Origin of the sequence: Collinsella sp. AF08-23 (assembly GCF_003479805.1) — a bacterium.
Classification (GTDB): domain Bacteria; phylum Actinomycetota; class Coriobacteriia; order Coriobacteriales; family Coriobacteriaceae; genus Collinsella.
The window spans coordinates 54,848-81,244 of the sequence record NZ_QUHV01000010.1 but is presented as its reverse complement, the minus strand read 5'-3'; the positions used below and the strand labels follow the sequence as shown (position 1 = coordinate 81,244).

The 26,397-nt window shown below is 61.4% G+C and carries 20 protein-coding genes and 2 tRNA genes; 5 read left to right on the top strand and 17 right to left on the bottom strand.

Annotated elements, in window-relative coordinates; translation table 11 throughout:
- Nucleotides 1-56 precede the first annotated feature (56 nt).
- The 9 genes from dnaB to DWV48_RS06840 form a co-directional block, all read right to left on the bottom strand.
- Complete coding sequence (gene dnaB, locus DWV48_RS06880) at nt 57-1,451, bottom strand: replicative DNA helicase (RefSeq protein ID WP_199588915.1); 1,395 nt, start codon at nt 1,449-1,451, stop codon at nt 57-59.
- Nucleotides 1,452-2,030: 579 nt separating this feature from the next.
- Nucleotides 2,031-7,409 carry a discoidin domain-containing protein gene (locus tag DWV48_RS06875; RefSeq protein ID WP_118654074.1) on the bottom strand — a complete coding sequence of 1,793 codons (5,379 nt, stop codon included), beginning with the start codon at nt 7,407-7,409 and terminating at the stop codon, nt 2,031-2,033.
- Between the two features lie 482 nt (nt 7,410-7,891).
- Nucleotides 7,892-8,416: a 50S ribosomal protein L9 gene (gene rplI / locus DWV48_RS06870; protein ID WP_118654073.1), complete on the bottom strand. Its 525-nt coding sequence runs from the start codon at nt 8,414-8,416 to the stop codon at nt 7,892-7,894.
- An 11-nt stretch (nt 8,417-8,427) separates the two neighbouring features.
- Nucleotides 8,428-8,694, bottom strand: coding sequence for a 30S ribosomal protein S18 (gene rpsR / locus DWV48_RS06865; protein ID WP_006721901.1), 267 nt, complete (start codon nt 8,692-8,694; stop codon nt 8,428-8,430).
- Between the two features lie 62 nt (nt 8,695-8,756).
- On the bottom strand, nt 8,757-9,236 hold the full coding sequence (locus tag DWV48_RS06860) for a single-stranded DNA-binding protein (protein ID WP_118654072.1): 480 nt from the start codon (nt 9,234-9,236) through the stop codon (nt 8,757-8,759).
- 55 nt (nt 9,237-9,291) lie between these two features.
- Nucleotides 9,292-9,585, bottom strand: a complete 294-nt coding sequence (gene rpsF / locus DWV48_RS06855; RefSeq protein WP_118654071.1) for a 30S ribosomal protein S6 — start codon at nt 9,583-9,585, stop codon at nt 9,292-9,294.
- 399 nt (nt 9,586-9,984) lie between these two features.
- Nucleotides 9,985-11,205 carry a DUF4013 domain-containing protein gene (locus DWV48_RS06850; RefSeq protein WP_233546211.1) on the bottom strand — a complete coding sequence of 407 codons (1,221 nt, stop codon included), beginning with the start codon at nt 11,203-11,205 and terminating at the stop codon, nt 9,985-9,987.
- Between the two features lie 413 nt (nt 11,206-11,618).
- Nucleotides 11,619-11,709 (bottom strand) — tRNA-Ser (locus tag DWV48_RS06845).
- 53 nt (nt 11,710-11,762) lie between these two features.
- A tRNA-Ser gene (locus DWV48_RS06840) sits at nt 11,763-11,853 on the bottom strand.
- A 717-nt stretch (nt 11,854-12,570) separates the two neighbouring features.
- On the opposite strand from DWV48_RS06840, the gene DWV48_RS06835 reads away from it, so the two are divergent.
- Nucleotides 12,571-13,425 (top strand): trimeric intracellular cation channel family protein, encoded by an 855-nt coding sequence (locus DWV48_RS06835; protein WP_118654069.1) that lies wholly within the window; start codon nt 12,571-12,573, stop codon nt 13,423-13,425.
- Between the two features lie 253 nt (nt 13,426-13,678).
- On the opposite strand, the gene DWV48_RS06830 is transcribed toward DWV48_RS06835, so the two are convergent.
- Nucleotides 13,679-14,575 carry an aldose 1-epimerase family protein gene (locus tag DWV48_RS06830; protein ID WP_118654068.1) on the bottom strand — a complete coding sequence of 299 codons (897 nt, stop codon included), beginning with the start codon at nt 14,573-14,575 and terminating at the stop codon, nt 13,679-13,681.
- Nucleotides 14,576-14,982: 407 nt separating this feature from the next.
- Here DWV48_RS06830 and DWV48_RS06825 point away from each other — a divergent pair, with 407 nt between their 5' ends.
- Genes DWV48_RS06825 through DWV48_RS06815 form a run of 3 tightly spaced genes read left to right on the top strand, consistent with a single transcriptional unit; the run spans nt 14,983 to nt 19,127 of the window.
- On the top strand, nt 14,983-15,459 hold the full coding sequence (locus DWV48_RS06825; RefSeq protein ID WP_118654067.1) for a MarR family winged helix-turn-helix transcriptional regulator: 477 nt from the start codon (nt 14,983-14,985) through the stop codon (nt 15,457-15,459).
- The gene (locus DWV48_RS06820; protein WP_118654066.1) at nt 15,452-17,215 is read left to right on the top strand and encodes an ABC transporter ATP-binding protein; all 1,764 of its coding nucleotides are present in this window, start codon (nt 15,452-15,454) and stop codon (nt 17,213-17,215) included. The genes DWV48_RS06825 and DWV48_RS06820 overlap by 8 nt, the downstream gene beginning before the upstream one ends.
- Nucleotides 17,208-19,127, top strand: a complete 1,920-nt coding sequence (locus tag DWV48_RS06815) for an ABC transporter ATP-binding protein (protein ID WP_118654065.1) — start codon at nt 17,208-17,210, stop codon at nt 19,125-19,127. Before DWV48_RS06820 ends, DWV48_RS06815 begins: the two co-directional genes overlap by 8 nt.
- Nucleotides 19,128-19,218: 91 nt before the next feature.
- Here DWV48_RS06815 and DWV48_RS06810 read toward each other — a convergent pair whose 3' ends face one another.
- The 7 genes from DWV48_RS06810 to DWV48_RS06780 form a co-directional block, all read right to left on the bottom strand.
- Nucleotides 19,219-19,587, bottom strand: a complete 369-nt coding sequence (locus DWV48_RS06810) for a type II toxin-antitoxin system Phd/YefM family antitoxin (protein WP_147352853.1) — start codon at nt 19,585-19,587, stop codon at nt 19,219-19,221.
- A gap of 182 nt (nt 19,588-19,769) precedes the next feature.
- Entirely contained in the window at nt 19,770-19,961 is a 192-nt protein-coding gene (locus tag DWV48_RS06805) for a hypothetical protein (RefSeq protein WP_118654063.1), read from the bottom strand.
- Nucleotides 19,962-20,843, bottom strand: a complete 882-nt coding sequence (gene ccsA, locus DWV48_RS06800) for a cytochrome c biogenesis protein CcsA (RefSeq protein WP_233546210.1) — start codon at nt 20,841-20,843, stop codon at nt 19,962-19,964.
- Nucleotides 20,844-20,888: 45 nt separating this feature from the next.
- A complete protein-coding gene (locus DWV48_RS06795) occupies nt 20,889-21,725 on the bottom strand; it encodes a heme exporter protein CcmB (protein WP_233546209.1) in 837 nt (278 codons plus the stop codon).
- A complete protein-coding gene (locus DWV48_RS06790; protein ID WP_118654061.1) occupies nt 21,726-22,505 on the bottom strand; it encodes an ABC transporter ATP-binding protein in 780 nt (259 codons plus the stop codon). It lies immediately after the preceding gene.
- A complete protein-coding gene (locus DWV48_RS06785) occupies nt 22,502-24,700 on the bottom strand; it encodes a heme lyase CcmF/NrfE family subunit (protein WP_118654060.1) in 2,199 nt (732 codons plus the stop codon). Before DWV48_RS06785 ends, DWV48_RS06790 begins: the two co-directional genes overlap by 4 nt.
- Before the next feature lie 81 nt (nt 24,701-24,781).
- Entirely contained in the window at nt 24,782-25,465 is a 684-nt protein-coding gene (locus DWV48_RS06780; RefSeq protein WP_118654059.1) for a cytochrome c maturation protein CcmE, read from the bottom strand.
- A gap of 153 nt (nt 25,466-25,618) precedes the next feature.
- Here DWV48_RS06780 and DWV48_RS06775 point away from each other — a divergent pair, with 153 nt between their 5' ends.
- Complete coding sequence (locus tag DWV48_RS06775) at nt 25,619-26,383, top strand: type III pantothenate kinase (RefSeq protein WP_118654058.1); 765 nt, start codon at nt 25,619-25,621, stop codon at nt 26,381-26,383.
- Nucleotides 26,384-26,397: the final 14 nt, after the last annotated feature.

Genomic DNA, 26,397 nt, shown 5'->3' with positions numbered 1-26,397 from the left:
ATCGAAATTTATCGATGGCCTATTTCAGACTGTAATGGGGTTGGGCTGAACGCGCATTACTCGGCGGCGTGTTCGTCAATCTCGTAGAACTTCGTGGAAGCGGGCAGGAACATCAGGTCCACATCTCCGATGGGGCCCGAACGGTTCTTCGCCACGATCACGCGCGTGATGCCAAAGTCCGGGCGGTCTTCTCGCTCTGCCTCGCTCTCGGTGCTCGAGCGGTCCAACAGCATGACGATGTCGGCGTCCTGCTCGATGGAGCCCGATTCACGCAGGTCGCTCATTTGCGGGCGCTTGCCCGTACGTCCCTCGAGCGAACGGTTGAGCTGGGAGAGCATGATCACGGGGACGCCGAGCTCCTTGGCCATGATCTTGAGGCCACGACTCATCTCGGAGACCTCGACGGCGCGGTTGCCGTTGTAGTTCTTGCCCGCCGGAGGATTCACCAGCTGCAGGTAGTCCAGGATGATGACGGCCCGCTCCTTGTTGTGGAGCATACGGCGCGCCTTGGCGCGGATCTCGGTGACCGTGGTGCCCGGCGTGTCGTCAATGAGGATATCGAGGCGGCTGAGCTCGCCGATCGCCTCGTTGATGTTCGCCCACTCCTCGGGCGAGATGCGGCCGGTACGAAAGTTCGACATGTTGACCATGGCCTGAGCGCAAATGAAGCGCTGCGCGATTTCCTTGCCGCTCATCTCCAGGGAGAAGAAGCCGACCGTGTAGCCATCGGCGGCGGCGTTGAGTGCCAAGTTGAGTGCGAACGAGGTCTTACCGACTGCCGGGCGGGCACCCAGGACCACGAGCTGGCCCTCGCGCAGGCCCATGAGCATGCGGTCGAGGCTGGGATATCCGGTGGGGGCGCCATGGACGTCGCCGCCCGCGCGCGCGACCTCCTCGGCCTCCTGATACGCCTCGGTCATGAAGTCCGTGAGACCCTTGTACGAGCTCTTGACCTCGCGCTCGGTGACCGAGAGCAGCATGGACTCGGCGCGCTCGATGACCTCCTTGGTGTCGAGCGGAGAATCGTAGGCGAGCGCGCTGATCTGATTGGTCGCGCCAATGATCTCGCGCAGCATGGCATCGCGACGCACGATCTCGGCATGATGCTGCCAGTGCGCAAGCGCGAGCGTGTTGCCCATGAGTTCGAGGATATAGGCCTCGCCGCCCACCGATTCAAGCTTGTCGATGGAGCGCAGATAGTCGATGAGCGAGATGGAGTCGATGGGCATGCTGCTCTCGTACATGCCGGACATCGCCGTGAAGATCGTCTTGTGCGAGGGACGGTAGAAGTCATCGGGGAGCAGCTCGACGAGGGCCTCCTCGACAACCTCGCCCGAGAGCATCATGGCGGCTAAGACGTTGCCTTCGGCCTCTATGTTGTTGGGCAACCCCTTAAGGGCTCCCAAATCGGCAGAACCGGTCTGCGACCATCCGTCGCTCACGATCTCCACGCGCGCTCCTTCCCCACATTCTTCACGCAGGCACCCAAGGTGAGGCCCGCAATATGGCTGGACAACCAATGGTAGGGTATCCCCACGATTCCGAAAAGCACAATCCCAGCTCAAGTCAAGCGTTTTGTGGGGACAGAGCGCACTCCACAGACGGATGTTGAAAAGTCGGCTTCTCCATCTGGGCGCGCATGGGTTATCAACGTTTTCCACATTTTTGTACGATGACCCGTGATGGTTTTCCACAGATGCAGTTCTGACCTGCAGTTTTCAACGTTTTACCAGCTAGAGAAGGTTTCTTTGCATACAGCTTATATGATGATTCGGTGAACACGCAGGTAAAGGCCACTTTTTGAGTATGTTCGCTGGTAGAGGGCTTGCAACCTTGAAGTGGTACTTGAACTTGAGCCCAGCCCCTTCCAACTGGGACTTTTTCACATGTTCGCACGCCAAGACACAGGCCCTGTGGATTTCTCTCAAGTTTTCCCACGGAAGCGACAGCAAAAAGGACCCCGCACAACGATGCGGGGTCCCAAGGGAATAGGGTTCGTAATGTCCCTATGCTGCAACCTGCAGCTTGAACTACCTCCGGTGCTTAGCAAGCGCGAGGCCAGCAGCGGCAATGCCGATGCCCACGATCGCGATGCCGCCCACCATCAGGAGCGTAGAGTCGCCCGTGCCGGGAAGGCCCGTACCAGGCTTGGAGGGCTCGGTGGTTCCAGAGCCGGGCTTCGAGGGGTCGTCCGGATTGGTGCTTCCGGCCTTCTCCCACTGCGCCACGAGCGTGATGTCACCTGTAACGGCAGCAGAGAAGTCGTAGACCTTGCCGTTGAGCGTCCAACCCTTAAAGACGTAGCCCGCGCGGATCGGGTCGTTCGGCTTGGTAACCGCCTTGCCATCGACAACGGTAACGGACTCGGGCGCCACGCCCTCGTAGCCGTAGTCGAAGGTCACCGTGTGCTCCTGCTGGGACTCGGGCTTAGCGAGCTCCAGCGCGTCGATGGCCTTCTGCAGCGCATCACACGCGGCGTCGAACTCACCATAGGTGGTCTCAAACGTGCCCGCCTCGATCTCGGCGCGGACCTTGGCCGCAAACTCCTCGGCGGATTTCAGCGCGGTCTCAAGTTGCGCCACCGAATCGGCAGTGTAGCTGTCCTTGTTCTCAAGGGCGGTCTTTGCCTGGGCGATGATCGCATCGAGCTTCTCGATGCCAAACGGATCGCCCAGCGTCTGCTGCTCGGGACCCATGACCTCAAGCTCAACGACGTGGTTCGTATTACCGGTATGGCCAGGGCGCGTGTTGCCGTTCATGTACACGCGCACGTACCGCGCCTTCGTTCCACGGGCGACGTCGAACGATTTGCCCTCGGCGGTCTCGGCGTACGCCTCGTCTTCACCCTTGCCAAAGCCGTTCTTGTTGTCGGCATCGGAGTTGTAGACGATCGTGTCGTCCGCGTCGAACGTCTCGTCCTCGGAAAGGACGATGGTGGTGTTGGGATACGTGCGGCCGTCGCTGTAGAAGCGGACCAGGTTGATGCCCGTCACGTCCTCAATGGCCCCCAGATCGACCTGGAGATACGAGCTCTCAGCGCGGTCGTCATGGCCGAACTCGCCATACATGGCGCTCGAGCCCTTCTCGCCATCGACCGCCATGCTCGCAGGACGATCGGGGTTGTTCTCGGCGGCGGAATCATCCGCGGTCCAGTGCGCGGAGGCGTTCTTGCCCTTTGCGTGGTTCACGAACTCGGGCTCGCCCAGGCCGGGAACCAGCTTGGCACGGGCGGCGCGCAGTGCGTCATAGGCAGCCTGCTGGGCAGCGGTGTCGCCACTCTTCAAGGCCTCCTCGGCCTGCTCAAGCAGAGCATCCATGTTCGCCGCGGCCCAGGACTCGGCGGTCACCTTGTCCTTGAGGGCGCGGGTCTCGGCAATAAGGTCCTCGAGCGGAGAGGCCGGAACCTCGTCGTAGCCCAGTGCGCGGTCGTACACCTTGTAATCGGTCGCGGCGGCATCGACCTTGATCTCGCCCGCCTTGATGCTGTAACCAGCGGTCTTCTCGACATCGTAGCCGTTGCCGGAAATCTCGCCGTTCACGTACAACTTGAGCATACCGTTGTTCTCACGGGCACCGCTGATGGTCGTGATGCCGGAGACGGTGCTTTCGGACGTGGCGGTCACACCGTTAACGGTGAAGTAGGCCTTGCCTTCGGCATCGATACCGAGCGCCCACTGATCGCCCTGGGAGAGCAGGACGGTATCCGCTGCGGCGTCCTTGACGGTCGCCACAACGGTAAAGCCATTCGGACCCTCCACGGAACCAGCGGCACGCGTCCCTGTGAGGATGAGGCCGTCGGCATGGAAGGTACGAACAATGGAGCCCTCAAACGTGTTGCCGGCAGAATCGGCACCGGCAATCGCCTTGATCTCGACCGCCGCGCCGTTGGCGGGAGCGGCAGGCAGGGTGATGTCAAAGGTCTTGAGGTCGGCGTAGGCGGTGATGGCGTCCTCGGCCAGCTCCACCTTCTTACCGTCGATCAGCACCTCGAGCTGGGTATTGTACACGTGCTCGGAAGCCTGAACGCGCAGCGTCGTATTGCCCTCGTTGTACAGGCGCTCAAAGGTAGGCGCCGTTGTGTCACCACCCTTGGAGAGGTGCCAAATCTGGGTCTCGCCGGGCTTCAGGGTCACGGAGACCTTCTGGCCCTTGGCGATGGTCCTGGGTGCCTCGGCAGCGCTCTTGCCACCCTGGGTGTACACGTGGTCGCGCACGACCTGATAGGTGCCATCCTCGGTGCAGCCAATGCCGGCGTCGAGGGTGAACTCGATGGTGCGCTCGGCGTTAGCCGGGTTGCGCATGGAGATGATGCCCTCGTTGCCCGCGGTGTTGAAACCTGAGAAGCCGTAGGCCTCCTGCGTACCGGGCGTGTTGACCGTGGGATTGCTCGTCAAGCCAGCGTTCGACGCGGGGTCGCCGCCGATCCACTTGGCGTTGCGGAGCATGTCGAAGTTGCCCTCTTCCCATGCGAGGAAGTCGGCGTTGATGAGGTACTTCTCGTCGTTGAAGAGCGAGTCGGAGTAGTAGAGCTCCCAGAAGGCGGTGCCGCGCGTGCCCTGCATGAACAGGTAATTACGGAACTGCTCGCCGTCCATGGAGTCGGCGGTGATGCCGGTGCCCTCTTTGCCGTAGATCGGATCGTGGTTGTAGAGGTTTGCGAGCGGGAACTGGAACTGGTTGGAGTTGATGAACTCGTAGTAGCAGGCGTCACGGTACGTGAGCATGGTGTTCATCTTGTCGTTGCCCGCGCCGCCGTGGACCTCGCCGCGGTCGCCCACGCACTGGATCCACACGGAGTTGGACCACTGCAGGAACCACGGGCTGGGGTTGACGTAGCAGGTGAGCGAGATCCACAGATCCTCGATCTGCTCGGTGCTGGCGGTCTCCCACACCTTGTCGAACAGGACGATCCACTTCTCCCACAGGTCGGTGGCGTGGAAGTACCCGTTGGGACCACCGTACATATGCTGGTGAGCCTCGTCATAGCCCACGGCGCTCTCGCCCGAGGCAAAGGCGCCGTACTGGGCGCTGTCGGCAAAGCCGTCCCACTTCCAGTAGTTGACGCCGTAATCTTCCATCCACGTAACGGCCATGTCGGTGAAGTTGGTCACGTAGCGCTGGTCGGCCACGTCGATGGAGCCGCCGGCAGAGGAGCCCTTACCCGCATCCTGGATGATCGAGGCAAGGTTGCCGTAGTAGTTGTAGCCGCCGCGCGGGCCGATCCAAACACCAAAGTTGGAGCCGAGCTTGCGCACCAAGTTCGAAGACGGGGTCAGACCGTCGGGGAACTTGTTATTGAACTGCCAGAAACCGGTGTTGTTGACGCCGTACTTGCCGTCAACCGAGCCGTTCCTGCGCAGATCGTCGCCCGTGGTGTACTGCGTCTCGTTCTTGCGGTACTGGTTCCAGCCATCGTCGACCACGTAGGACTCGAGCGGGCGCACGCCGGTCTCGGAGAGCTGCTTATCCACGGCCTTGAACGACTCGATGATGTTCTCGTCGTCGATGAACATCATGTTGTCGAACCAGGAGTTGTACTGGATGCGGAACTCACTCGGCTTGGAGATGCTCGTGATGTAGGCGTAGAAGTCGGACTGGACAACGTTCATGTCGGAGCCGTTCGAGTGGGTGGCACCGCAGACCGTCTGCCACGAGACGTACTTTCCGTCCGTGGTGAGCTGGTTGTCGCGCTTGAAATCGGCGAAGTTCTTGCCCGTCCAATAGCGGGTGCGGCCCAGGCTGTCGGCAATCTGCGTGTCGGTCTCGGGGAACTCCGAGCCCATGAACAGGCCGTTCACGTAGATGGGCTGGCCGAGCGTCGCCTTGGCAGCGTCCATCTGCACGACGCCGGACTCCTTGGGGACCGTCCACATGGTGTCATCGCTCGACGTGACGATGTGCTCGCCGTCGATGAAGTTGATGCGAGCCGTTTCGTCCTCAAGCTTGACCTCGAGGAACTTGCGCATGAAGTGGTCGCCGTCGTACATGACGACCTTCTCCACCACGGTGCCGTCGGCGGAGCCGAACTGGGCGGCGTCAAAGGTGAAGGCGATCATCTTGCCGGGCTTGTCCGTGGTATCGGAAATCGCCACGTCCTTGAGTTTGAGCTTGCTGGCGGCAAAGCCCGAACCCTCGCCCTTGGGAACGGAGGTGAACTTCTCGGCGAACAAGTCGAGCTCAGATCCGGAGACAAAGTTGCCGTTCGCGCCCTGCGTCACGCGGAAGCCCACATAGCGACCGCTCTGTGCCTCATCGAGACCAAAGTAGATCATCTTGGACGTGTTGCCATCGTAGGCACCGGCGTAGTCGACCGTAAAGGAGCCCTTCTTGCTGGTCTCCTTATAAAGGTCGCTCTTGCTGTCCGCAACGTACAGCTCGAACTTCTGCACATTGCCGTTCGAGGTGGCGCTGCCCGGACGACCGGCGTAACCGACGGTCTGGAAGGCGGACTTGGCACCCTCGCCGCGATCGATGGTGATGTCCACGGGCATCTGGTTCGTAGTGCCCGTGCCATCGTTGTTGTAGCGAGAGTGGAAGTAGGTGCCAACGTTGCCGTCGAACAGCGCGGCGACACCGCCGCCGTCACCGTTCTGCACCGAGCTCGCCTCGGCAGACCACGAGGTGGTGGCACTGGCGGTGACCACACTCTTGCCAGCGGCGTCCTTGGCGTCGAACTCAGCGACGTTGATCGCGGTGTTGATTTTGTTAGCATCCCAGTGATGGGACTCAGTCGCCGTGAGGCGAAGCGCCGTGGTGGTAACGGCCTTGTTCAGCTGAACCGCAGTCTTGCCAGTAGCGTTGAACTCGCCCCGCGCAGCCTCAGTCCAAGCGTCGCCCTGCTTATACTCAAGGACGTACTTCTTGATACGACCGGTGCAGTCCCAGTTGGTTCCGCTTACGCGCGGCGTGTATTCAAAGGACGCGACAGTCTTCGCACCGTCAAAGTTGATGATTATCGACTGCCCGCCCTTGGTGTCTTCGGAGCACCAGTAGGTGGCAGGATCGCCGTCAATCGCGTTTGCGGCGGCGTTCCCCGCCTCGTCCATAGTCGACGAAACCTCGACGGTCGCCGTCGCGGGCGCCTTCCCAGCGGGTTTGACACTCGTCAGCGCCTCACTTGGCTCCACGCGAGAACTCTCAACGAGCTGCTCGATATAGAACTCCTCGGAGCCCTCCTGAGGCGTGAATTTCGATTTTCCAAGCTTGTTGTTTATTTCGGTGGTCTTGAGGACACCGTCCTTGATGGACCACGTACGCGATATCGCATCGTTTCCCATTGTGACGGTATCACCGGTTTTATTGGCGATTACGCTACCGTAACCCGCCGCCATTGCCTGCGCCGGAGCAGAAAAACTGAGCACGCCAGCTACTGCAAAAGCGGCAACTGTCGCAAATCTGCTCTTCCTCATCCGCACCCCCCTTTCCTCACTTGCGGACCATCTGCACAGTCCGCCCCCAATTAAACAGATTGACCATATCCCAAGCGGGTAAGTGGTTTAGATACGAGGGGGGGGGGGCACCGCCAACGGCCGATTATCATCGGCAAACGGTCAGTACTGGTTACAACCAGAAGATACCTTCCACATTTTTATCAGGTCTTATTCAGACTGGTATTTGTGGTACCTACCAATCTTTCCGTCATGAGCGCAGACTGAAAACACGCTGAACACCGCTGTTGACTGATTCCCGCGCAGGCCCAAGCCGCACACACCGGCACGCGCCCCGATGGCACGCGTGCCTTGAGTCCGGCAGTGACCCCTCGAGCGCCATCGGGGCGCCAGTGGATCACGTCCTCATTTGGCGCGCCCGCATCGGCCCAACAGCAAAATGGGGTCCCGCGCTTGGCACGGGACCCCATTCGAGTCGCTATATGCTATGCGTGCGGCACGTGCTACTCGGCGGCAGCCTCGGTCTCAACCTCGGCAGTCTCCTCGGCAACAACCTCAGCCTCGGCCTCGTCAGCCTCGGCCTCCTCAACGCCCACGAGGACGATGATGGAGGTGCGGATCTCGCGGTAAATGGAGATGGACACCTCGTGAGCGCCGGCAACCTTAATCGGCTTACCGAGCTCGATGCGCTTGCGGTCGACCTCGACGTCCAGCTGGGCCTTGATCGCGTCGGCGATCATGGCGGCGGTGACGGAACCGAAGAGGATGCCCTCCTCGCCGACCTTGGCATCGACGAGGACCTTCTGGCCCTCGAGCTTGGCCTTGAGAGCCTCAGCATCGGCAAGACGGACGGCTTCGCGCTTCTCGATATTCTTGCGGCGCTCCTCGAGCTGCTTGAGGTTACCCTTGGTAGCAGCAACGGCGAGCTTCTGCGGAATCAGGTAGTTCTCGGCGTAACCCTGAGCGACGTCGATGATGTCGCCCTCGCCGCCCTTGCCCTTGATCTCGTCAAGCAGAACAACTTTCATGGGTACCCTCCCTACTTCTTCTCGCGAGGACCGCGGGTGGACACCACGGGCACGGCGTACGGCAGGAGAGCCATCTCGCGGGCGCGCTTGATGGCGTTCGCGATGTCGTGCTGATGCTGCGTGCAGGCGCCAGTGACGCGGCGCGGCTTGATCTTGCCGCGGTCGGTCATGTACTTGCGGAGGAGCTGAGTATCCTTGTAGTCGATATACTCAGTGCCCTCCTTACAGAACTGGCAGTACTTGCGACGCGGCTGACGGGCAGAATAATCATTAGCCATGTCTCAATACCTTTCGTGAACGACGGCTCGGCTTATGCCGTGCCGTCAACTACAAATCACCCCTAGAACGGGATGTCCTCATCGTAGACGTCGACCGCAGGGGGAACCGGAGCCGCCATGGGCGCCGGAGCCTGCTGCGGAGCGGACGCAGGAGCGTAGCCGCCCTGCTGACCGTAGGACGGGGCAGGCGCATAACCACCCGCATCGCCCTGCTGACCGCGGGACATGAACTCGATCTCATCGACGATGACCTCGAGCTTGCTGCGGCGCTGACCGTCACGCTCCCAAGAGCTGTAACGGAGCTTGCCCTCGATCGCGACCTTCGACCCCTTCGAGAGATAGCGCTTCACGGCCTCCGCGCGGGTGCCGAACATCGTGCAGTCCACGAAGTTCGGGTAGTCCTCCCACTCGCCCGTCTGAGGATTCCGGCGACGGTCGTTGACGGCCACGCCGAAGCTCAGGACCTGCGTGCCGCCAGAAGTAACGCGCAACTCGGGATCGCGGGTAAGATTACCGGAAATGTTGACTCGGTTGATGCTCATACGTGTTCACTACCTCTCATGCGGCGCATATGGGTGCCGCATCCATACAAATGACCTACTCCTGGTCGTCGCGACGGACGATCATGTGGCGGATCACGGCGTCGGTAATACGAAGCACGCGATCGAGCTCCGCGATGGAAGCCGGGTCTGCATGGAAGTTGATGAGGGTGTAGTCACCTTCGGTGAGCTTGTCGATCTCGTAAGCGAGCTTGCGCTTGCCCCACTCGTCGACGTTGTCAACCTTACCATTGCCCTCGGCGATCGTGGTGTCGATGCGCTTCATCACGGCGAGACGAGTCTCGGGATCGAGGTTGGGGTTAACGAAGAACAGCAGTTCATAAGCCTTCATGTGGTCACCTCCTCTGGACAAACGGCTTCGGGTCGTGAAGGTGCGCCCGAAGCAGGAAAAGACGTGCTAACTATAGCCGAGTCTGCACATCTTGCAAGGTGCCCCATCATCCACCCCATGACCTCCACAAATGCAAGAGCCTCTGCCCCGGCGCTCGCGTGTGTGATCCGCCATGGCACCAGCATGCCACGCCATCCCGACACAATTCTGCGTTTTGCAGCGCAAGCCCTGACCGCCCTTTCCGCATCATCCGACACGACCCACGCCCTCGCAGGTCATCGGCACGTCGACCCCGCCATGCAATGGCCCCCGTACGTGGGTTCTCCTCAGAACTACCACGCACGGGGGCTCACGTCGTCTTCACACGATGCACACAAGGTACCGGGTCTTTTCCGGACCTTATTTGTCCTCGGCCTCATCATCCGAGGTAATGGGGCCCAAAAGGATAGGCTCCTTAGAATCCTCCGCGCTCCCCTGCTCGGACTCGCCCGAGGAGTCGGTGCAACTTGCCGCATCGCTGGACGGGCAAGAGCCCTCCTCCGCGTCCAAGGGAACAACCGGATCGACGGGAATATCGGCATCCTCCGACAAGGGCGTAACCGGGTCAGCCTGCGGGGTCGACGGCTCTACAGGCGATGCGGCGGGCTCCTGCGCCGCATGGGCAGACGGCTCGGCGGGAACGGACGTGGACGGCTCGGTAACGAAATCGGTATTCGTCGCGCCTGCAGGGGTGACGGGGGGAACGGGAGCGGACTGCACGCCAGACGCGTAGCCATCCCGATGCGGCACGTCAGCAGGCAACGGATCGCCCGAAACACCCCAGCGGTCCACGTCAAAGCGGCAGAACCACTGTCCCATCGCGTTCATCGAAACCAGGCTCATTGCGGTGCTGATCACTCCGCCAATAAACGTGAGGGCGATGACGCACAGCAAGAACAGCAGCAGCGGACCAGCGCCGATCTGCAGCAGCCGTTCGAGAATGAAATGCCAACCGCTCATATAGGACCCCGAGATGCCCATGAATGCGGTGGCGCTCATGAGGCTGCCCACGGCAACCAGACCGCAAACAAGCGTGACGATGAACGCATAGGCGCCCGAGATAAGCCCACCTATGAACACGACGCCAAACGTATGTAGAAATCCGCCGAAATCGCGGCCGATCATCTGGAAGAGGCGGTCGAGACGCCAACCCGCGGAAAAGCTGTCGTACAACGTGGAACGAAGCGACGCCGCCTGCAAAAACGAACCCATAAGACCACTCGCGAAGATGGTGAACAACGAGAACGTCGCACCGGACGTTACGGCGAGCATCGTGCTCACCGCGTTGCCGCCCGTCAGGCCGGAGACGAGCAGATACAAAGATCCGGGGAACACGACCTGCAAAATCAGTGCCACCACGATTCCCATCGAAATCGTGACCAAAAACGCACGGCCGCCGGTGGAGAGCACCTTGCCGTAATCGACCCCGCGCTGCTTGGGTGCCGAGTCTACACCCCAAGCGGTGAGACGTGCCCATTCCATTCCATAGCCGAGCAGGGCAATCTGCCCCAAAATGGGAATCCAGCCCACCAGCGTCAGCACCAGGACCGGCTTAAGCCAGCCCTTATCGCGCGTGAGCATATGCCATGAGGATACAAATCCCAGGTTTCGTGCGTTCATCCTGCCTCATCTCCATGTTGGACATCTTTTTCAAGATGCAGTGTATCCCGATGAACGCCCCCTGTACACGCGCGTGCACGGGATTAAGCAGGGCTTAAGACGAGCGCAAGTCAACCGTAAGGATCCTCGCGGGTTCGAATCCATGCAAGGTAAACGAAAAAGCGAGCCGCGCGGGCTCGCCTCTGTTTCGAAAATGGCGGAGGAGGAGGGATTCGCCGGGCGCTCCGCGCCCTCCCCTCGCTGCGCGCCTACGGCGCTTGCGGGCTACGCTGGAAAACGCTGCCGCGTTTCCTCAGCTCCGCCCCCTCACGGGTTCGAATCCACGCAGGGGATACGAAAAAGCGAGCCGCGCGGGCTCGCCTCTGTTTCGAAAATGGCGGAGGAGGAGGGATTCGAACCCTCGTACGGGGAGTACCCGTAAACGGTTTTCGAGACCGCCGCATTCAACCACTCTGCCACTCCTCCGTAAGAAGTGAAAACGGCACGTCACCCATATGGATGCGTGCCGCTGAAAGTTCTGGCGGAGAGTCAGGGATTTGAACCCTGGAGACGCTTTTGGCGCCTACACGATTTCCAATCGTGCTCCTTCGGCCACTCGGACAACTCTCCGTGAATGCAGGGGCTATTGTACCGTACTTTCCCACGCGCGCAAGTGAAATTGTGAGAAAGATTGCCAAACCCGGCGGGCCTCTTGATTTCCAACTTCAGCGAAACACTTAGCACACTCAGCGCAACACGTTTCGATAGGCGCGGGAAGACGGTGACCATGGCGGGAATCCGCAGAGACCCAGCGGGTCGATAGAGCCCTGTCGCCCATCGCCCCCCCGTTAGGTGCCCATCGCCCCTCCGCAAGTGCCGTCAGGGCTGCGGGCACCCGTCAACGCCAGCAGGCTCCCGTCACCGCCCGGGCCCAAGCACCCATCGCGTGCCCCATCTGGCGCCTTGGCCTCTCTCGGCAGCTCGGGTCCTTGGGCAGCTCGAGTCCCATCTGGCCCCTGGGCAGCCCGAGCTCCGCACTTTGTGAGAAAAGACGGGTTTGAAATGAACGCATCATTTCAAACCCATGATAAATCACATTACCATGCCCCTTTATGTGAGGAATCGTGGGTTTGAAACTCCCATTCTGTTTCAAACCCACGATTCCTCACATCCAAAACGGACCCCGGCCGCGCAGACCAAATATCGATGCGTACTTCGCCCCGCGCCATACCTCGGCTAAGATTGATAGGCGCAGGCACCGCTGCGCATCGAAGGCGCGGGCGTCGGCGCGCAGGGCAAGTGCACTGCAGGCTCGCATCGCAGGCGCATCGTGAAGGGAGACCAGCCATGAGTCCAGCCGTCTTGGCAGTTACTGCACACGCTGCCAACGCGATGGCCTTGGGCGAAGAGATGGTCCCGATCCCCATTGCGTTCGAAATGGTCGCCGTCATCGTGGCGGCGGCGTCTGGTGTGCTCGCCGCGCGCGAAAACAAGCTCGACCTCATCGGCGCCATCGGCCTCGCCGTGCTTGTGTCGCTGGGCGGTGGCTTGACCCGCGATGTCATTCTTCAGGAGCACAACGTCTACATCCTGCAGCAACCCCTCGCCCTGCCGGTATCCATCGGCACCGCGGCGGCCGTCTTCGCCTTTCCCTGGATGGTCGAAAAGCCCGACCGGCTTATCTCCGTTCTCGACATCTTCGCCGTCGGCCTGTTCGCCGTCATGGGTGCCGACAAAACAATGGCATACGGCTACCCGCCCATCACCTGCGTGATGATGGGCTTCATCACCGCCGTGGGCGGCGGCATGCTGCGCGATATATGCCTTGCGCGCGTACCCTATATCTTCCGGCGCAGCAACCTGTACGCTATGGCGGCAATCGCCGGCGCCATCACCTATATGGTGCTCATCGAAAGCCTGGGAATGTGGAACATCGCTGCTGCGTTCATCAGCGTCGCGCTCACGATGTTCATCCGTTGGTGGTCCATCCGGTTCAACATCATGAGCCCCACGGAATTCGATCCGCACAAGATGCCCGAACCTGTCAAGAAAGTTGCCCGCCCTGTGGTTCGGCCCATCCAACGCGCCGGGCGGCGCATAAGCGCCAAGATGTCCCACGAGGCCGAACACGCACGAACCCGGTCGCGCGACGGGTCGGACTTGAAGCGCGGTGGCTCCGCGAGGAACCGGAGATCTCAGTAGCGAGGAACCGGAGATCTCAGTAATTAGATAGGGTGCTTTTACTGAAAGGGAATTTTGCAGCACAACGCTTCAAGCTCCGACGTGCGCAGCTGAGCCACGCCTCGCCTCGCACGAAAATGGCCCCACGCACGGCGGGCCGCCGCCCCGTGGCAACGACCCGCCCATCGGCACGCTCTCTCATGCGGCACAAAGCTTGTCCCAGTTCACGCTCGGCGCACGCGATTTGCCCGAGTATACGCGATCGGTCCGAGCATTAAAGCGCGGTCATGCTAAAGCTGTACTCCGCGGTCTTGCCGGGCGCCAGGATCGTGATGTCGCGCTTATGCTCAAGTACGTCGTCCTCGCTCGTGAGCGTGGCATGGCCGGTCCAAGGCTCCAGCGCGATGAACGGCGAGTTGCCCTCTTGGGCGGACCACAGACCAATGTACTTGAAGTCGGCGAAGTCGACACGCATGCCGCGACCGCTCTTGGTGCCGCGCAGCGTGAGCGTTCCGCCGGGGACATCGGTGAGCATAACGGCATCGTGCGCGAACAGGCTCCGCGTAACCGGCAGCACGTCCGAATTTTCGACTGGGACGAAGGACTCATCGAAGGTGAGGAGGCCGCCCTCGGCGATGCGAGGTGCGGTGCACGTCCAGGGCTCGGCGAACTCGAAAACGTAATCCTCGAAGTCCTCGCTCTCGGCGCCCGGCGCGGGAACGTTAAACGCGGGGTGGCCGCCAACGGAGAACGGCAGATCAACGTCGCCGGTGTTGGTGACGGTGAACGTCTGTGTCAGCGTGGCATCGCCCGTGATTGCGTAGGTCATGTTGAGCTTGAAGTGATATGGGTAGGCCTTGAGAGTCTCGGGGGTGTCGCGGTACTCGAACGTCACCGCAGACCCATCCTCAGCCATGCCGACGACGGCGTGCTCCGCGGTGCGGGCGAGGCCGTGGCGTTCCATGCGGCAGGCGCCCTCTGAGCACGTTGCCTCCCCGCCACGGATGGAGCCCACGATGGGAAACAGCACCGGTGCGTGCTTGCCCCAAAACGTTGGATCAGCCTGCCACAGATACTCCCTGTCATCTACGACGAAGCTTGTGAGCTCGGCGCCCATGGATGATATCTGAGCGGTGACGTTGCCTTTGGCAATGGTGGTGACAGTCGACATGGCAGGACCTTTCAATCGAGGGCGAAGCGGCGCACATGGCAACCCCGCCAGGCTGGCGCCTCCAATCGGGCGCCGTTGCATCCATTATCCCCGTTTTTCGCTCTGCGAAGCCCCTTTACGGAGCCCGGTGCCCCACCATCGAAAGTCTGTCGCAGTTTTGCGCGAATTCCCAAGCATTCATAGCCGTAGAACCTCTTCTACCTGCGTGTTTGCGAGTCTAATCAATCGGCCGCTCAGCGGGGAGTCAAAATGCGGCAAAACCTCAAGCTTGACGGAATGCTTCTAAAACGGGTTGCGCACGAACCAAAAATTAATTCGGTTCCTGATTATTTGGTACCTTGACTGTTGTTCGCAAGAGTCCTAATCTCTACACGGCCAAACAACAATGACATATATGGGAGGTGGAGATGACAGACCATGAGTACCACGAGGCGCTTGACGCGAGCGCCCCGGCGGAGACTGACGAGGACATTGCCCGTGCCAAGCGCATCCTGCAGGGCCTGGGTTTCTGCGGGCACTATATGCACTTTCACGGCGGTGGGCGATCGGGGCAGGTGCCCATCCTGTGCATGCTCGACCGCTGTGGGGGCCGACTCTCGCAGCAGGAACTCGGATCTCGCTTTGAGATCAAGCCCGGCTCGTTGTCGGAGATCCTATCCAAAATGGAGTGTGCGAGGCTCATTGAGCGTACGCGCGACACCAAGGACCGCCGTCAGCTTTTCGTGCACCTCACGCAGGCGGGTCGGGAGCTCGCCCAGCACGAGCACGACAAGCGGGAGGCCTTCAGACGCGCCGCGTTCTCGGCACTCACCGTCGAAGAGCAAGAACAACTCGCCGAAATGCTCGAGAAGATCCGTGTGACCTGGGAGGAGTTAGATGGTTAATACGCTTGCTGCATCCATTCGAAACTACAAGTGGCCCACAATCGCCACGCCAATCTTGGTGTTGTTCGAGGTCGCCTGCGAGATGGCGATCCCCTTTGTGACTGCCAACCTCATCGACGTCATCAAAGACGGCGCAACGGTCGCCGAGATCCTGCCCACGGCCGGGGTCCTCGTCGTCATCGCTCTCATATCGCTGCTGTTCGGTGCCGCTGCGGGCATTACCTGTAGCTACGCGAGCTGTGGATTCGCCAAGAACCTCCGTCACGACCTCTTCTACAAGATCCAGACGTTCTCGTTCGCCAACATCGACCGCTTCTCCAGCTCCTCGCTGGTCACACGCCTCACCACCGACGTCACCAACGTCCAGCAGGCGTTCATGCTCATCATCCGCATCGCCGTCCGTGCGCCGCTCGTGCTGGTCTTCGCGTTCGCGATGGCTTACGCCATGGGCGGTTCCATCTCCTTCGTGTATCTCGCCATGATTCCGCTGCTCGGTGGCGGTCTTGGTTTCATCATCCACAAGGTCGGCCCCATTTTCACCCGCGTGTTTCACAAGTACGACGCGCTCAACGAATCGGTCGAGGAGAACGTCACCGGCATGCGCGTGGTAAAGAGCTACGTGCGCGAAGACTACGAGAAGCAGAAGTTCGCGCACGCCGCGCAGGACGTCTGCGCCGACTTCACCCGCGCCGAAAAGCTACTGGCTTTCAACAACCCGATGATGAACCTGTGCGTCAACGGCGCATTCGTCCTCATCATCTTCCTCGGGTCCAAGCTCATCATCACGAGCCAGGGCGAGCTATTCGACGTCGGCCAGCTCTCGTCCACCTTCACCTACGGCTTCCAGATTCTCATGAGCCTCATGCAGCTCTCCATGATCTTCGTCATGGTGACCATGGCCGAGGAAAGCGCCAATCGTATCGTCGAGGTGCTTCACGACGAGCCCACCATCGCCAATCCGAATGAACCCATTCATGAGATCGTAGACGGCTCCATCGACTTCGACAACGTGAGCTTCAAGTATTCCGAGCATGCCGAGCGGCAGGCGCTCGATGGCATCGACCTTCACATCGCCAGCGGCGAGACCATCGGCATCATCGGCGGTACCGGATCCGCGAAGTCCACGCTCGTCAACCTCATCGCACGCCTATACGACGTCACCGAGGGCACGGTCCGTGTGGGCGGGCGTGACGTTCGCGACTACGACCTCGACTCCCTGCGTCATCAGGTCGCCATGGTTCTGCAGAAGAACGTGCTCTTTAGCGGCACCATCGCCGACAATCTGCGCTGGGGCGATCCCGATGCCACCGACGATGAGGTCCGAGAGGCGGCACACCTGGCCTGTGCCGACGAGTTCGTCGACGGCTTCCCCAAGGGCTACGATACGTGGATCGAGCAGGGGGGCTCCAACGTCTCCGGTGGCCAGAAGCAACGCCTCTGCATTGCGCGCGCCCTGCTCCGCCGCCCCAAGATCTTGATTCTCGACGACTCCACGAGCGCCGTCGACACCAAGACGGACGCCAAGATCCGCGCCGGTCTGGCCGAATACCTGCCCGAGACAACCAAGCTCATCATCGCGCAGCGCATTACGAGTGTGCAGGACGCCGACCGCATCATCGTCATGGAGGGCGGCCGCATCGCCAGCATCGGTACGCACGACGAGCTCATGGAGAGCTCCGAGATCTACCGCGAGACATTCGTCTCTCAAAACAAGATGAGCGAGGAGGCTCAGGAAGGAGGTGAGGCGCATGAGTAAGGCAACCACCGCAGCTCGCGCAAAGAATCGCCGCCCCGGAACGCTCAAACGTCTCGTCAAGATGCTGTTCTCGTTCTACCCCGTCCTGTTGCCGTTGGTCATGGCCGGCGTACTCCTATGCGGCCTCATCAACTCAGTTGGCTCGCTCTTCCTGCAAAAAGCCCTCGAAGTCATCTCGTCCTCTTGGCAGACGGGTGACTGGGCGGCGGCACAGCCCAAGATTGTGGGCCTCGTGACCGCCCTCGCCATTATCTACCTCATAGGCAACCTCTCCTCCCTGTTCTGGAATCGCTACATGGCCGTCATCACGCAGGGCTCTCTCGAGAAGCTCCGTGAAAAGATGTTCAATCGCATGCAGGACCTTCCCATCAGGTATTTCGACACCAACCAGCGCGGCGACATCATGTCGCACTACACCAACGACATCGACACGCTGCGCCAGATGATCTCGCAGTCCCTTCCCAACCTCCTACAAACCGTCATCGTGCTCGCCACCGTCTTGTTCATCATGTTCTACTTCTCGGCATGGATGGGCTTGGTGATCATCGCCGGTGTAGCCGTCATGACGTTCCTCACCAAGCTGCTCGGCTCCAACTCCGCGCGCTTCTTCATCGCGCAGCAAACCGAGCTCGGCGTTGTTGAGGGACACATCGAGGAAGTCATGAACGGCCAGAAGGTCGTCAAGGCGTTTTGCCACGAACATGCGGCGGAGGAGGACTTTGACGAGCGCAACGAGAAGCTCTTCGAGGTCTCGCAGAAGGCCAACATGTTCGCCAACATCCTCATGCCCATCCTGATGAACCTCGGCAACCTCATCTATGTCGTGGTTGCGCTTGCCGGTGGCGTCTTTTTGGCGCTCGGCGTGCCCAACCTCTCCTTCTCCGGCCTTCCGCTGTCCATCGCCGTGGTGGTTCCCTTCCTCAATATGACAAAACAGTTCTGCGGCCAGATTGGACAGGTCTCCCAGCAAATCAACGCCGTGGTCATGGGTCTCGCCGGAGCGGACCGCATCTTTGAGCTGCTCGACCAGGAGCCGGAGGTTGACGAGGGGTACGTGACGCTTGTCAACGCCCAGGTCAACCCCAGCACCTGGGAGATCGAAGAGGCTGATCACCGCACGGGCCTCTGGGCGTGGAAGCATCCGCACAAGGCCGACGGCACCGTGACGTACGTTCCGCTGCGCGGCGACGTCCGCATGGTCGATGTCGACTTTGGCTACACCCCCGACCATGAGGTTCTGCACGGCGTCTCGGTCTACGCCAAACCCGGTCAGAAAGTGGCGTTTGTCGGTGCTACGGGCGCAGGCAAGACCACGATCACCAACCTCATCAATCGCTTCTACGACATCGCGGACGGCAAGATCCGATACGACGGCATCAACGTGAACAAGATCAAGAAGGCAGACCTTCGCCGATCCCTGGGCGTGGTGCTCCAAGACGTCAACCTGTTCACCGGCACCGTCATGGACAACATCCGGTACGGCAAGCTCGATGCGACCGACGAGGAGTGCATCAAGGCAGCCGAGCTCGCAGGTGCCGACGACTTCATCCGCCGCCTGCCCGATGGCTACAGCACCATGCTTACCGGCAACGGTTCGCAGCTCAGCCAGGGCCAACGCCAGCTCGTCTCCATCGCCCGTGCCGCCGTCGCCGATCCGCCCGCGATGATTCTCGATGAGGCGACGAGCTCCATCGACACGCGCACCGAGGCGATTGTCCAGCGCGGCATGGATGCCCTTATGCAGGGACGCACCACGTTCGTCATCGCGCACCGACTCTCGACGGTCCGCAACTCCGATGTGATCATCTGCCTCGACCACGGTCGCGTAATCGAACGCGGCACGCATGATGAGCTCATCGCCAAGAAGGGTTACTACTACCAGCTCTACACCGGCGCATTCGAACTCGAATAGCGGACAAGCCCCCGCATCTTTGCCCAATCCCTCGCCTCGCCCACCCGAACCGCGCTTTGCGGGTACGGGTGGGCGAAGTTTTTGCGTGTGGCTACACCGTCGACATGAAATCGGCGGCAAGGGGTCGTATCTCGAACCAGGGGATGCCGTTTCTCACCACGGTGATCGTCTCCCCCGTACTGTTGGCATACGCCGCCAACCTGCTTAGATGCGTCTTTGCCGCTCGCATGGGAACACGGCCCTCATCGCGCAGCCATCTGCCGAGCGGTACTCCGCACCAACTGTCCCCACCCGCCTGCTCATCGCTCACCGAATCGATGAGTGCTTGTTCCAAAAAGCCCCGCGGTCCCGCATTTGGATCCGCCTTCACGCACAACCCGGTCATCTCGTCCTCCTTCTCTGTGTGGAGCACGAGCGTATCAGGCGCTTCCGACCAGTTCTCCAACGGCTTCTCACGCATGGCTTGCACCTGAGTCCGCATGTTCTGACACCCCAGCTCAGCACCCCTACCTTCGTTCACAAGGGCATCGTAAGGCACACGCATCTTCACGTGATATACGGAAAACGACCCTTGACAGCCACCTGCCAAGGGCCGTTTTGGCTTTATAGGGGTTTAAGCTTTCGCAGAAGAAGGAATGTGCCCTATCGGGACTCCCGTTCCCGCTCCTCGAGCGCGCGCCTGAGCGCTTCGATGTCGGCCTCCGTGCGCTTTGATTTGCGCCACAAGGAGAGTACGAACACAAACAACGCCAGCAAGATGCCCACATACGCAGCCAAGACAAAGGGCGCCGCAGGCAAAACAGTCGAATAGACCTCGGAAAGAATCGGATCCATTTAGCCCTCCTCAGGCTCGTTGGTTGCGGGAGAAACGACCGCGGCGCAGCTGGCGCCATCGCGGCCATCGGCAACGACGGTCGCGGCCTTTGTCCGCAGGCGCTCAAGCGCCTCGGCGGCGGCCGCACGGGACGCGGCGGAATCGAAATCCTCAAGGCGCCGCTTGAGCTCCTCAACCTCATCGGCGGCGGCATTCACCCGCAGCGCATAGCGATACAGAGCAAACGCGACCATGAGCACACCCGCCATACCCAGCAAAAACGGAATGAGCATAAGCGGCGGCAGACCAGAATCCGTCCTGAACACCACCGGATGCACCGAGCTCGGCACCAAGCGCGTGATGAGGAACGAAATGGGCGCATCCACAAACGAGACAACGCAAAACACTGCGGCGAAGCGTGCGATCTTCTCGGGATCATCGAGCGCGTTGCGCAGCACAAAGTACCCAATCACCAGCAGCATCAGGATGAAGTACGTAGTGAGTCGAGGCTCCCACACCCACCAGACGCCCCACTCGAAGCGCGTCCAAAGATCGCCCGAGATCATGGTTGCCACGATGAACACAAGCGTGACCTGCATGGCGGTGCGCGAGCGCACATCGCGCGCACGGTCCTTGGTCACAAGGAACCGCAGGGCGTGGTAAGCCGCCACCCCCATGAACACGAACGAGGCAATCGCAACGGGAACATGCAAGTAGAAGATCTTTTGGCTCAGCAGCAACTTGGTGGTGACCATTTGCCCCGCAATCACCACGGATTCGGACAGTCGCGCACCCTGCACGAGCGGCGCCAAGGTGAACGTCCATACCACGTCAGTCGCGATGAGCAGCGCGCCCAGCACGAGCAGGGCGGGCACCATTGCATTAGATTTCTTCAAGGTCACAAGACCCCCTTCCTTTTTGATTAGGTATGGTACCAGCTCGTTGGATCACGAATCGAGAACGAACTCGTAGAGGCCCCAAGCGGCTGCAATCATCACGACATCGTAGGTGCCGGCGAGCGCAAGGCTCCTCCAGAACGTGGCAAAGGTTCCCTCAACGCCAGCGAGCGCGACGCCGGTGGCCGAGACGCATGCATACAGCAGCGGAAACGCCACCGGTATGAACAGGATGGCGAGCAAGACGTCCTTGCCGCGCGTGTCGATCGCCATGGTCGACAGCAAGGTGCCCACACCGGCGACGCCCACCGTGCCCACCAACAACGGCAGCACGATCATCGGCGCAGTGGCGGACAGCGGTGCACCCGAGAGGAAGAAGACGAAGAACAGCGGTACGGTCACCAGCTCAACGGCGAGCAGGAACAGCAGATTCGAAGTCGTCTTGGCCAAGAACACGACCGCGCGGTCAACCGGCGCCAGCAGGATGCCCTCCAGGCAGCCCGACTCGGTCTCGTGCGAAAAACTGCGATTGAGACCAAGCAGGCTCGTAAACACGATAAGTGCCCACAGCAGACCGCCGGAAAAGGAGACAACCTGCAGTTTGTCCCCCACCTGCGCCAACGCGGCCCCGTACACCGCCAGCACCAAAAGCGAGTACACAGCCATCGAGGTGAGCATCTCGCGCGTGCGCAATTCCTGCCGCACGTCCTTGCCCAACAGGGCGCGATACTGGGCGAACGCCGAGGGTTTGGAGGTTGAGGGCTTGGCCGGGGCGTCCGAGGCGCGCGGGACGCCGATAGCACCCGCGCCAACGGCGGCACCCGGAGCGACAACGGCACCCTGCGCCCCCACGTCACCACGACGCAGGCTCTCCCGCTTCTCCTCCATCTACGCCACCCCCATTCCCACGGTCGCCAAATACAAGTCGCGGAATGCCCCGCGGTCCACGTCGGCCTTCTGGGCGCACACCACGACCGCGCCCTGCGCCAGGATGAGGGCATGGGTGCATAGGTCGTAGCCCTTCTCGAGGTCATGACTCACCATCACGAAGGTCCGCCCCTCGCGCACACGGTCGATAAGCTGGTCGAAGAGCTCCGCCGCATGAGGGTCGAGTCCGGAATAGGGTTCATCGAGCAACACGATCTCGGGGTCGCTGATAAGTGCCCGGGCAATCGAGAGCCGCTGCTGCATGCCGCGCGAGAACGTACGCACGCAGTCGTTCCGCCGATGATCGAGCTCGACCAAACGCAGCAAATCGTCGATGCGCGCCTGTGCCGCAGCACCCGCCATGCCGTAGAGCGAGGCGAAGAACGCCAGGTTCTCTTGGGCGGTCAGGTCTCCATAGAGCATCGGCTTGTGGGAAATGAGCCCTACGCGAGCGCGCAAGGCATCGGGCTCCTCCAGGGCATTTACGCCGAGCATACGCAGTTCGCCGCATGTGGGGCGCGCCAGCAAGGCGAGCTCGCGCAGTAACGTCGTCTTGCCGGCGCCGTTGGGGCCAAATATTGAGAGGAAGGCGCCTTGAGGCAGCACGAGGTCGACCCCATCCAACGCGCGCCTGCCGCCGAACTGCTTGACAAGGCCACGCGCCTCAATGGCGAACGGATCGCACGCTCCCAAAGCCCCATCGCGGGAACCGGGGGCAAACGGCAGGGGACGGGCCGTCATCGCGCATTCGCCTTCGCTTGGGCACGAGTGCGCTCGTCTGCCGCCAGCAGCGGCGTGGCACGACGCGGCGCGAATGCCAAGGCGATGCCTAAAGTCGAGATGGCGCCGCCCGCCCAGGTCAACAGGATGAGCGGGTTGACCTTGACGTTGATGGAAAGCGTGCCGTCGGCGTTCAGGCCCTGGAACGCCACGAACAAGTCTTCGAGCGGACGCGTAAGCACCGCGGCATCGAGGGTCGACTGACTCGTTGCGGCGGCGACCTTCATGGAAGGCGCCACGTGCCCCATTAGGCTCCCCTGCTCATCAGCCACATCAAGTTCCACGCGCATGACTTCGTTATCCTGGCTGTCGGCATAGCGCTCGGTATCGGTCAGGGTCAGCACGTAGCCCCCCACCTGAACAGACTCGCCCTTCTCGCCGGCAAGGCTCACCGTCACATCGCGCACGTACATCATGGAACCCACCAGACCGAGCGCGGCGATCGCAATGCCCAGGTGGCACAGGTAGCCGCCAGCCTGCGCAGGCGAGCGACGGAACAGGTTGAACGCGGCGGCCGGCGCGCCCTCTCCTTTGTTCCGCATGCGGGCCCGCACCCCGCGCACCAGTAGATAGGCCGAAGTGGCAATCAGCAGCGAAATAGCCGCGAGGGCCACGATTGTCAGCGCGAAGTAATACACCGCGGGCCCCTGTTCGGCCAAAGCGTCGGCAGCCGATCCTCCATCGGTCAAGATGGCACTGTAGGTGGGCATCAGCTTCGTCCCAAAGAGCACAAGTCCGGCCACAAAAAGGCAGGCGGCCACCACAAGCGGGCGGCGCATATGCCCCCAAAACGCAGGGCCCTGCGTCTTGCGCCAACCAAGGAGCGGACACACAGCCATGAGCAGTAGCACCACGACGGCGACCGGCCGCGCCACGGCGTTATACGCACCCGCCGCGACCACGGCGCCGCCCAGCGGCATCCATGTGGGAAGGGCGCTCGACACCGTAAGGTAGGCCACGAGCGCGCCCGCCATCACCATGATGATGTTCGTGAGGTAGTACGATCCGTTCTTGGAGAGCATCGACTCGATCTGGTCGTCATCCTCGCCGATCTCGCCGTGACGGTACAGCAGGCCAAGCAAAAACGCTAGGCCACTTGCCACCATAATCGCCAGGAAGAAATATGTGGACACCGGGTCCTCGGCAAACGCATGCACACTTTGGACCAAGCCCGAGCGCGTGATGAACGTGCCAAGCACCACGAAAATGAACGTGATGGTGGCAGTGAACATGCTCCAACGCTTGAAGATGCCGTGCTTGCGGTACATCGTAAAGCTGTGGATCATCGCCACGCAGGTGAGCCAGCTCATAAGGCTCGCATTCTCCACGGCGTCCCATGCCCAAAAACCGCCCCAGCCCAGGACCACGTACGCCCACACGGCACCCAGGCCCATGCCGATGGACAGGAAGATAAAACCGAACACCGCAACGCGGTCGCACAGTTCGACCCAGCGGGCCGAAAGATCGCCCGTGATAAGAGCCGCCATGGCGTACGCGAACGGCAACGTCATGGCGGCGTAGCCGATGAAGGTCGCCGGCGGGTGGAGAATCATCGCCCAATGCATGAGCAACGGGTTCATGCCGCCGATCTTGCTGGCGAGCGTGCCGTCGGCGTTGAGGTGCTCGGCGGCGGTGGGCATGAACGGATTGTTGGAGCTCGAGAACACGAGCGCTGCGACGAACAGGGCGACGATGACCTGCGCCACGCCCAGGGCCACCAACGTGAGGTCCTCATGTGCGCGGCGGCGACGGCACGCCTGCACGGCAACGAAGGCGGAGATGAGCCACGTCCACAACAGCAGCGATCCCTGGCGACCGGCCCACACGGCACTCACCCGGTAGAGCGGCTGCAGGGGGCTGTCCGTCGCGGGGTAATTCGAAACCACATACGCTAGGCTGTAATTCTCCGTGAGCATGCACACGAGGATGATGCCCACACATGCCGTCAGCAGGGCAAAGCTCGCGTAGACGAACGCCTGACCAGCGTGGCGCATGCGCGCAATCGGCACCGAGGGTTCCGGGGCCGTTGAGGGTGCGGCGCCGGAGCCTGCCGCCCCCGTACTTGCCACTTTGCCGCTCGCCACGAGCAGCACTGCCGACACCAGCGCGAATACCAGGGCGAGCGCCTGGAATACATTACCTATCGTCGATACCATGCAGCACCTTTCCCGTATCTCGACATCCCGCGCGTCGACGCCATGCGCGCCCACGGGCCCATTTCGTTGTCCTTTACGTCCCTACTTGGTGATGGAGGCATCAATTGCAGGCTGCTCCGTCGCCACGAAGTTGCCATCGGAATCAAGATGACCGGACACGACCACGGCGACGCCGTCCGCGATCTGCTCATCAAGCCCTCCGTTATACACCACGTTGAGCGTAGCGCCCTGGGATTCGATGGTGAATCGAATGGCGGAGCTGGCATCGTTGACGTCACCCTCAACATAACCGCACACCTTGGTGTCCTCGAACAGCATGGCGTCCGCCTGGTCGAGCAGACCCTTCACCGTGAGGGATCCCTCGGCGCTCTCGTACTTGGACGGGCACTTGGTGACCATCTCCGTGCAGTTGAGGAACGGCGGGTTGTCCACGTCACCCGTGCAGATGGCCACAACACCCGCGCCAAACGTCGCGGGCAGCGCCCCCTCGTAGCCAACGCGCAGACGAACCGAGGGGTTCGGCGCGCCCGACTCATCCTCAGGCGCGATGTCAAAGGTCACACGCGCGCCGTCCTTCTCGATGGAATCTGCCACGACCACGCCGCTCACCTGGACTTTTTTACCTTGGTACGACCCAGTTGCGACGTCGGCGACCGTAACCGACGAAGCGGAACCACCCGCCCCCGCAATCGCCACGATCACCAGCATGGCAATGGCAATGATGCCGCCCATCACCACTAAACGACGCTTGGCCTTCTTGTTCATGTCGCTCCTCATGCCCTCGCCACGCGGACGCCCCGACGCGGCGGGAGCCCATGGCGGCGCTCTTTGCGTTTTTGACAGCCAATAAGTATACAATGTGCGCTGGCAGGCCGCATCGTGCGGCAATTCCTCCCCGTTAACGGAAGGTTCATCATCATGCTGCTAGCCATCGACACGGGTAACACGCAAACCGCCCTCGGCCTGTTTGACGGCAACGAGCTCCTGCATGCCTGGCGCATGCCCACCGACCGCGCCTTCACCAAAGACGAGATACACGTGCGCCTGCTCGGCTATTTCCGCAAAGACGGACTCGAGCTCTCCTGCGTGGATGCCATTGCCTTCGCCGGAGTCGTCCCTCAGCTCATGCGCGAATGGGAGGGCGTGGCCGAAGTGATTGGCGCGCGTCTTATCGTGGTCGGGGCGCAAACCTCCGCCGTAACCGCAATTGAGGCAGCCTCACCTGCCGAGGTCGGCGCCGACCGCATTGCCAACGCCACCGCGGCAGCGGCGCTCTATGGCAGCCCGAGCATCGTGGTGGACTTTGGCACAGCGACCAACATCGACGTGGTGAACGAACATGGAGCGTATATCGGCGGGTGTATCGCCCCCGGGATCCGCGTGTCACTCGATGCCCTTACCGCCCGCGCGGCCCGTTTGGCCAGCGTGCCCCTCGAAGCTCCGGCGCATGCCATCGGGCGCAACACCGTCGAGGCGGTGCAGAGCGGCACGGTGGTGGGTGCCGCCGCGATGGCGGAGGGGCTGGTCGCGCGCATCAAGCGCGAGCTGGGGCGCGACGACGCGTGCGTCATAGCCACGGGCGGACTTGCGGGCATCGTCTCCGAGGCCACCGACGTCTTCGATGTGGTCGACACCCAACTCACCATCAAGGGCATCTGCGAGATCTACCGCCGCCTGGCCTAACCCGGCCCAAACTG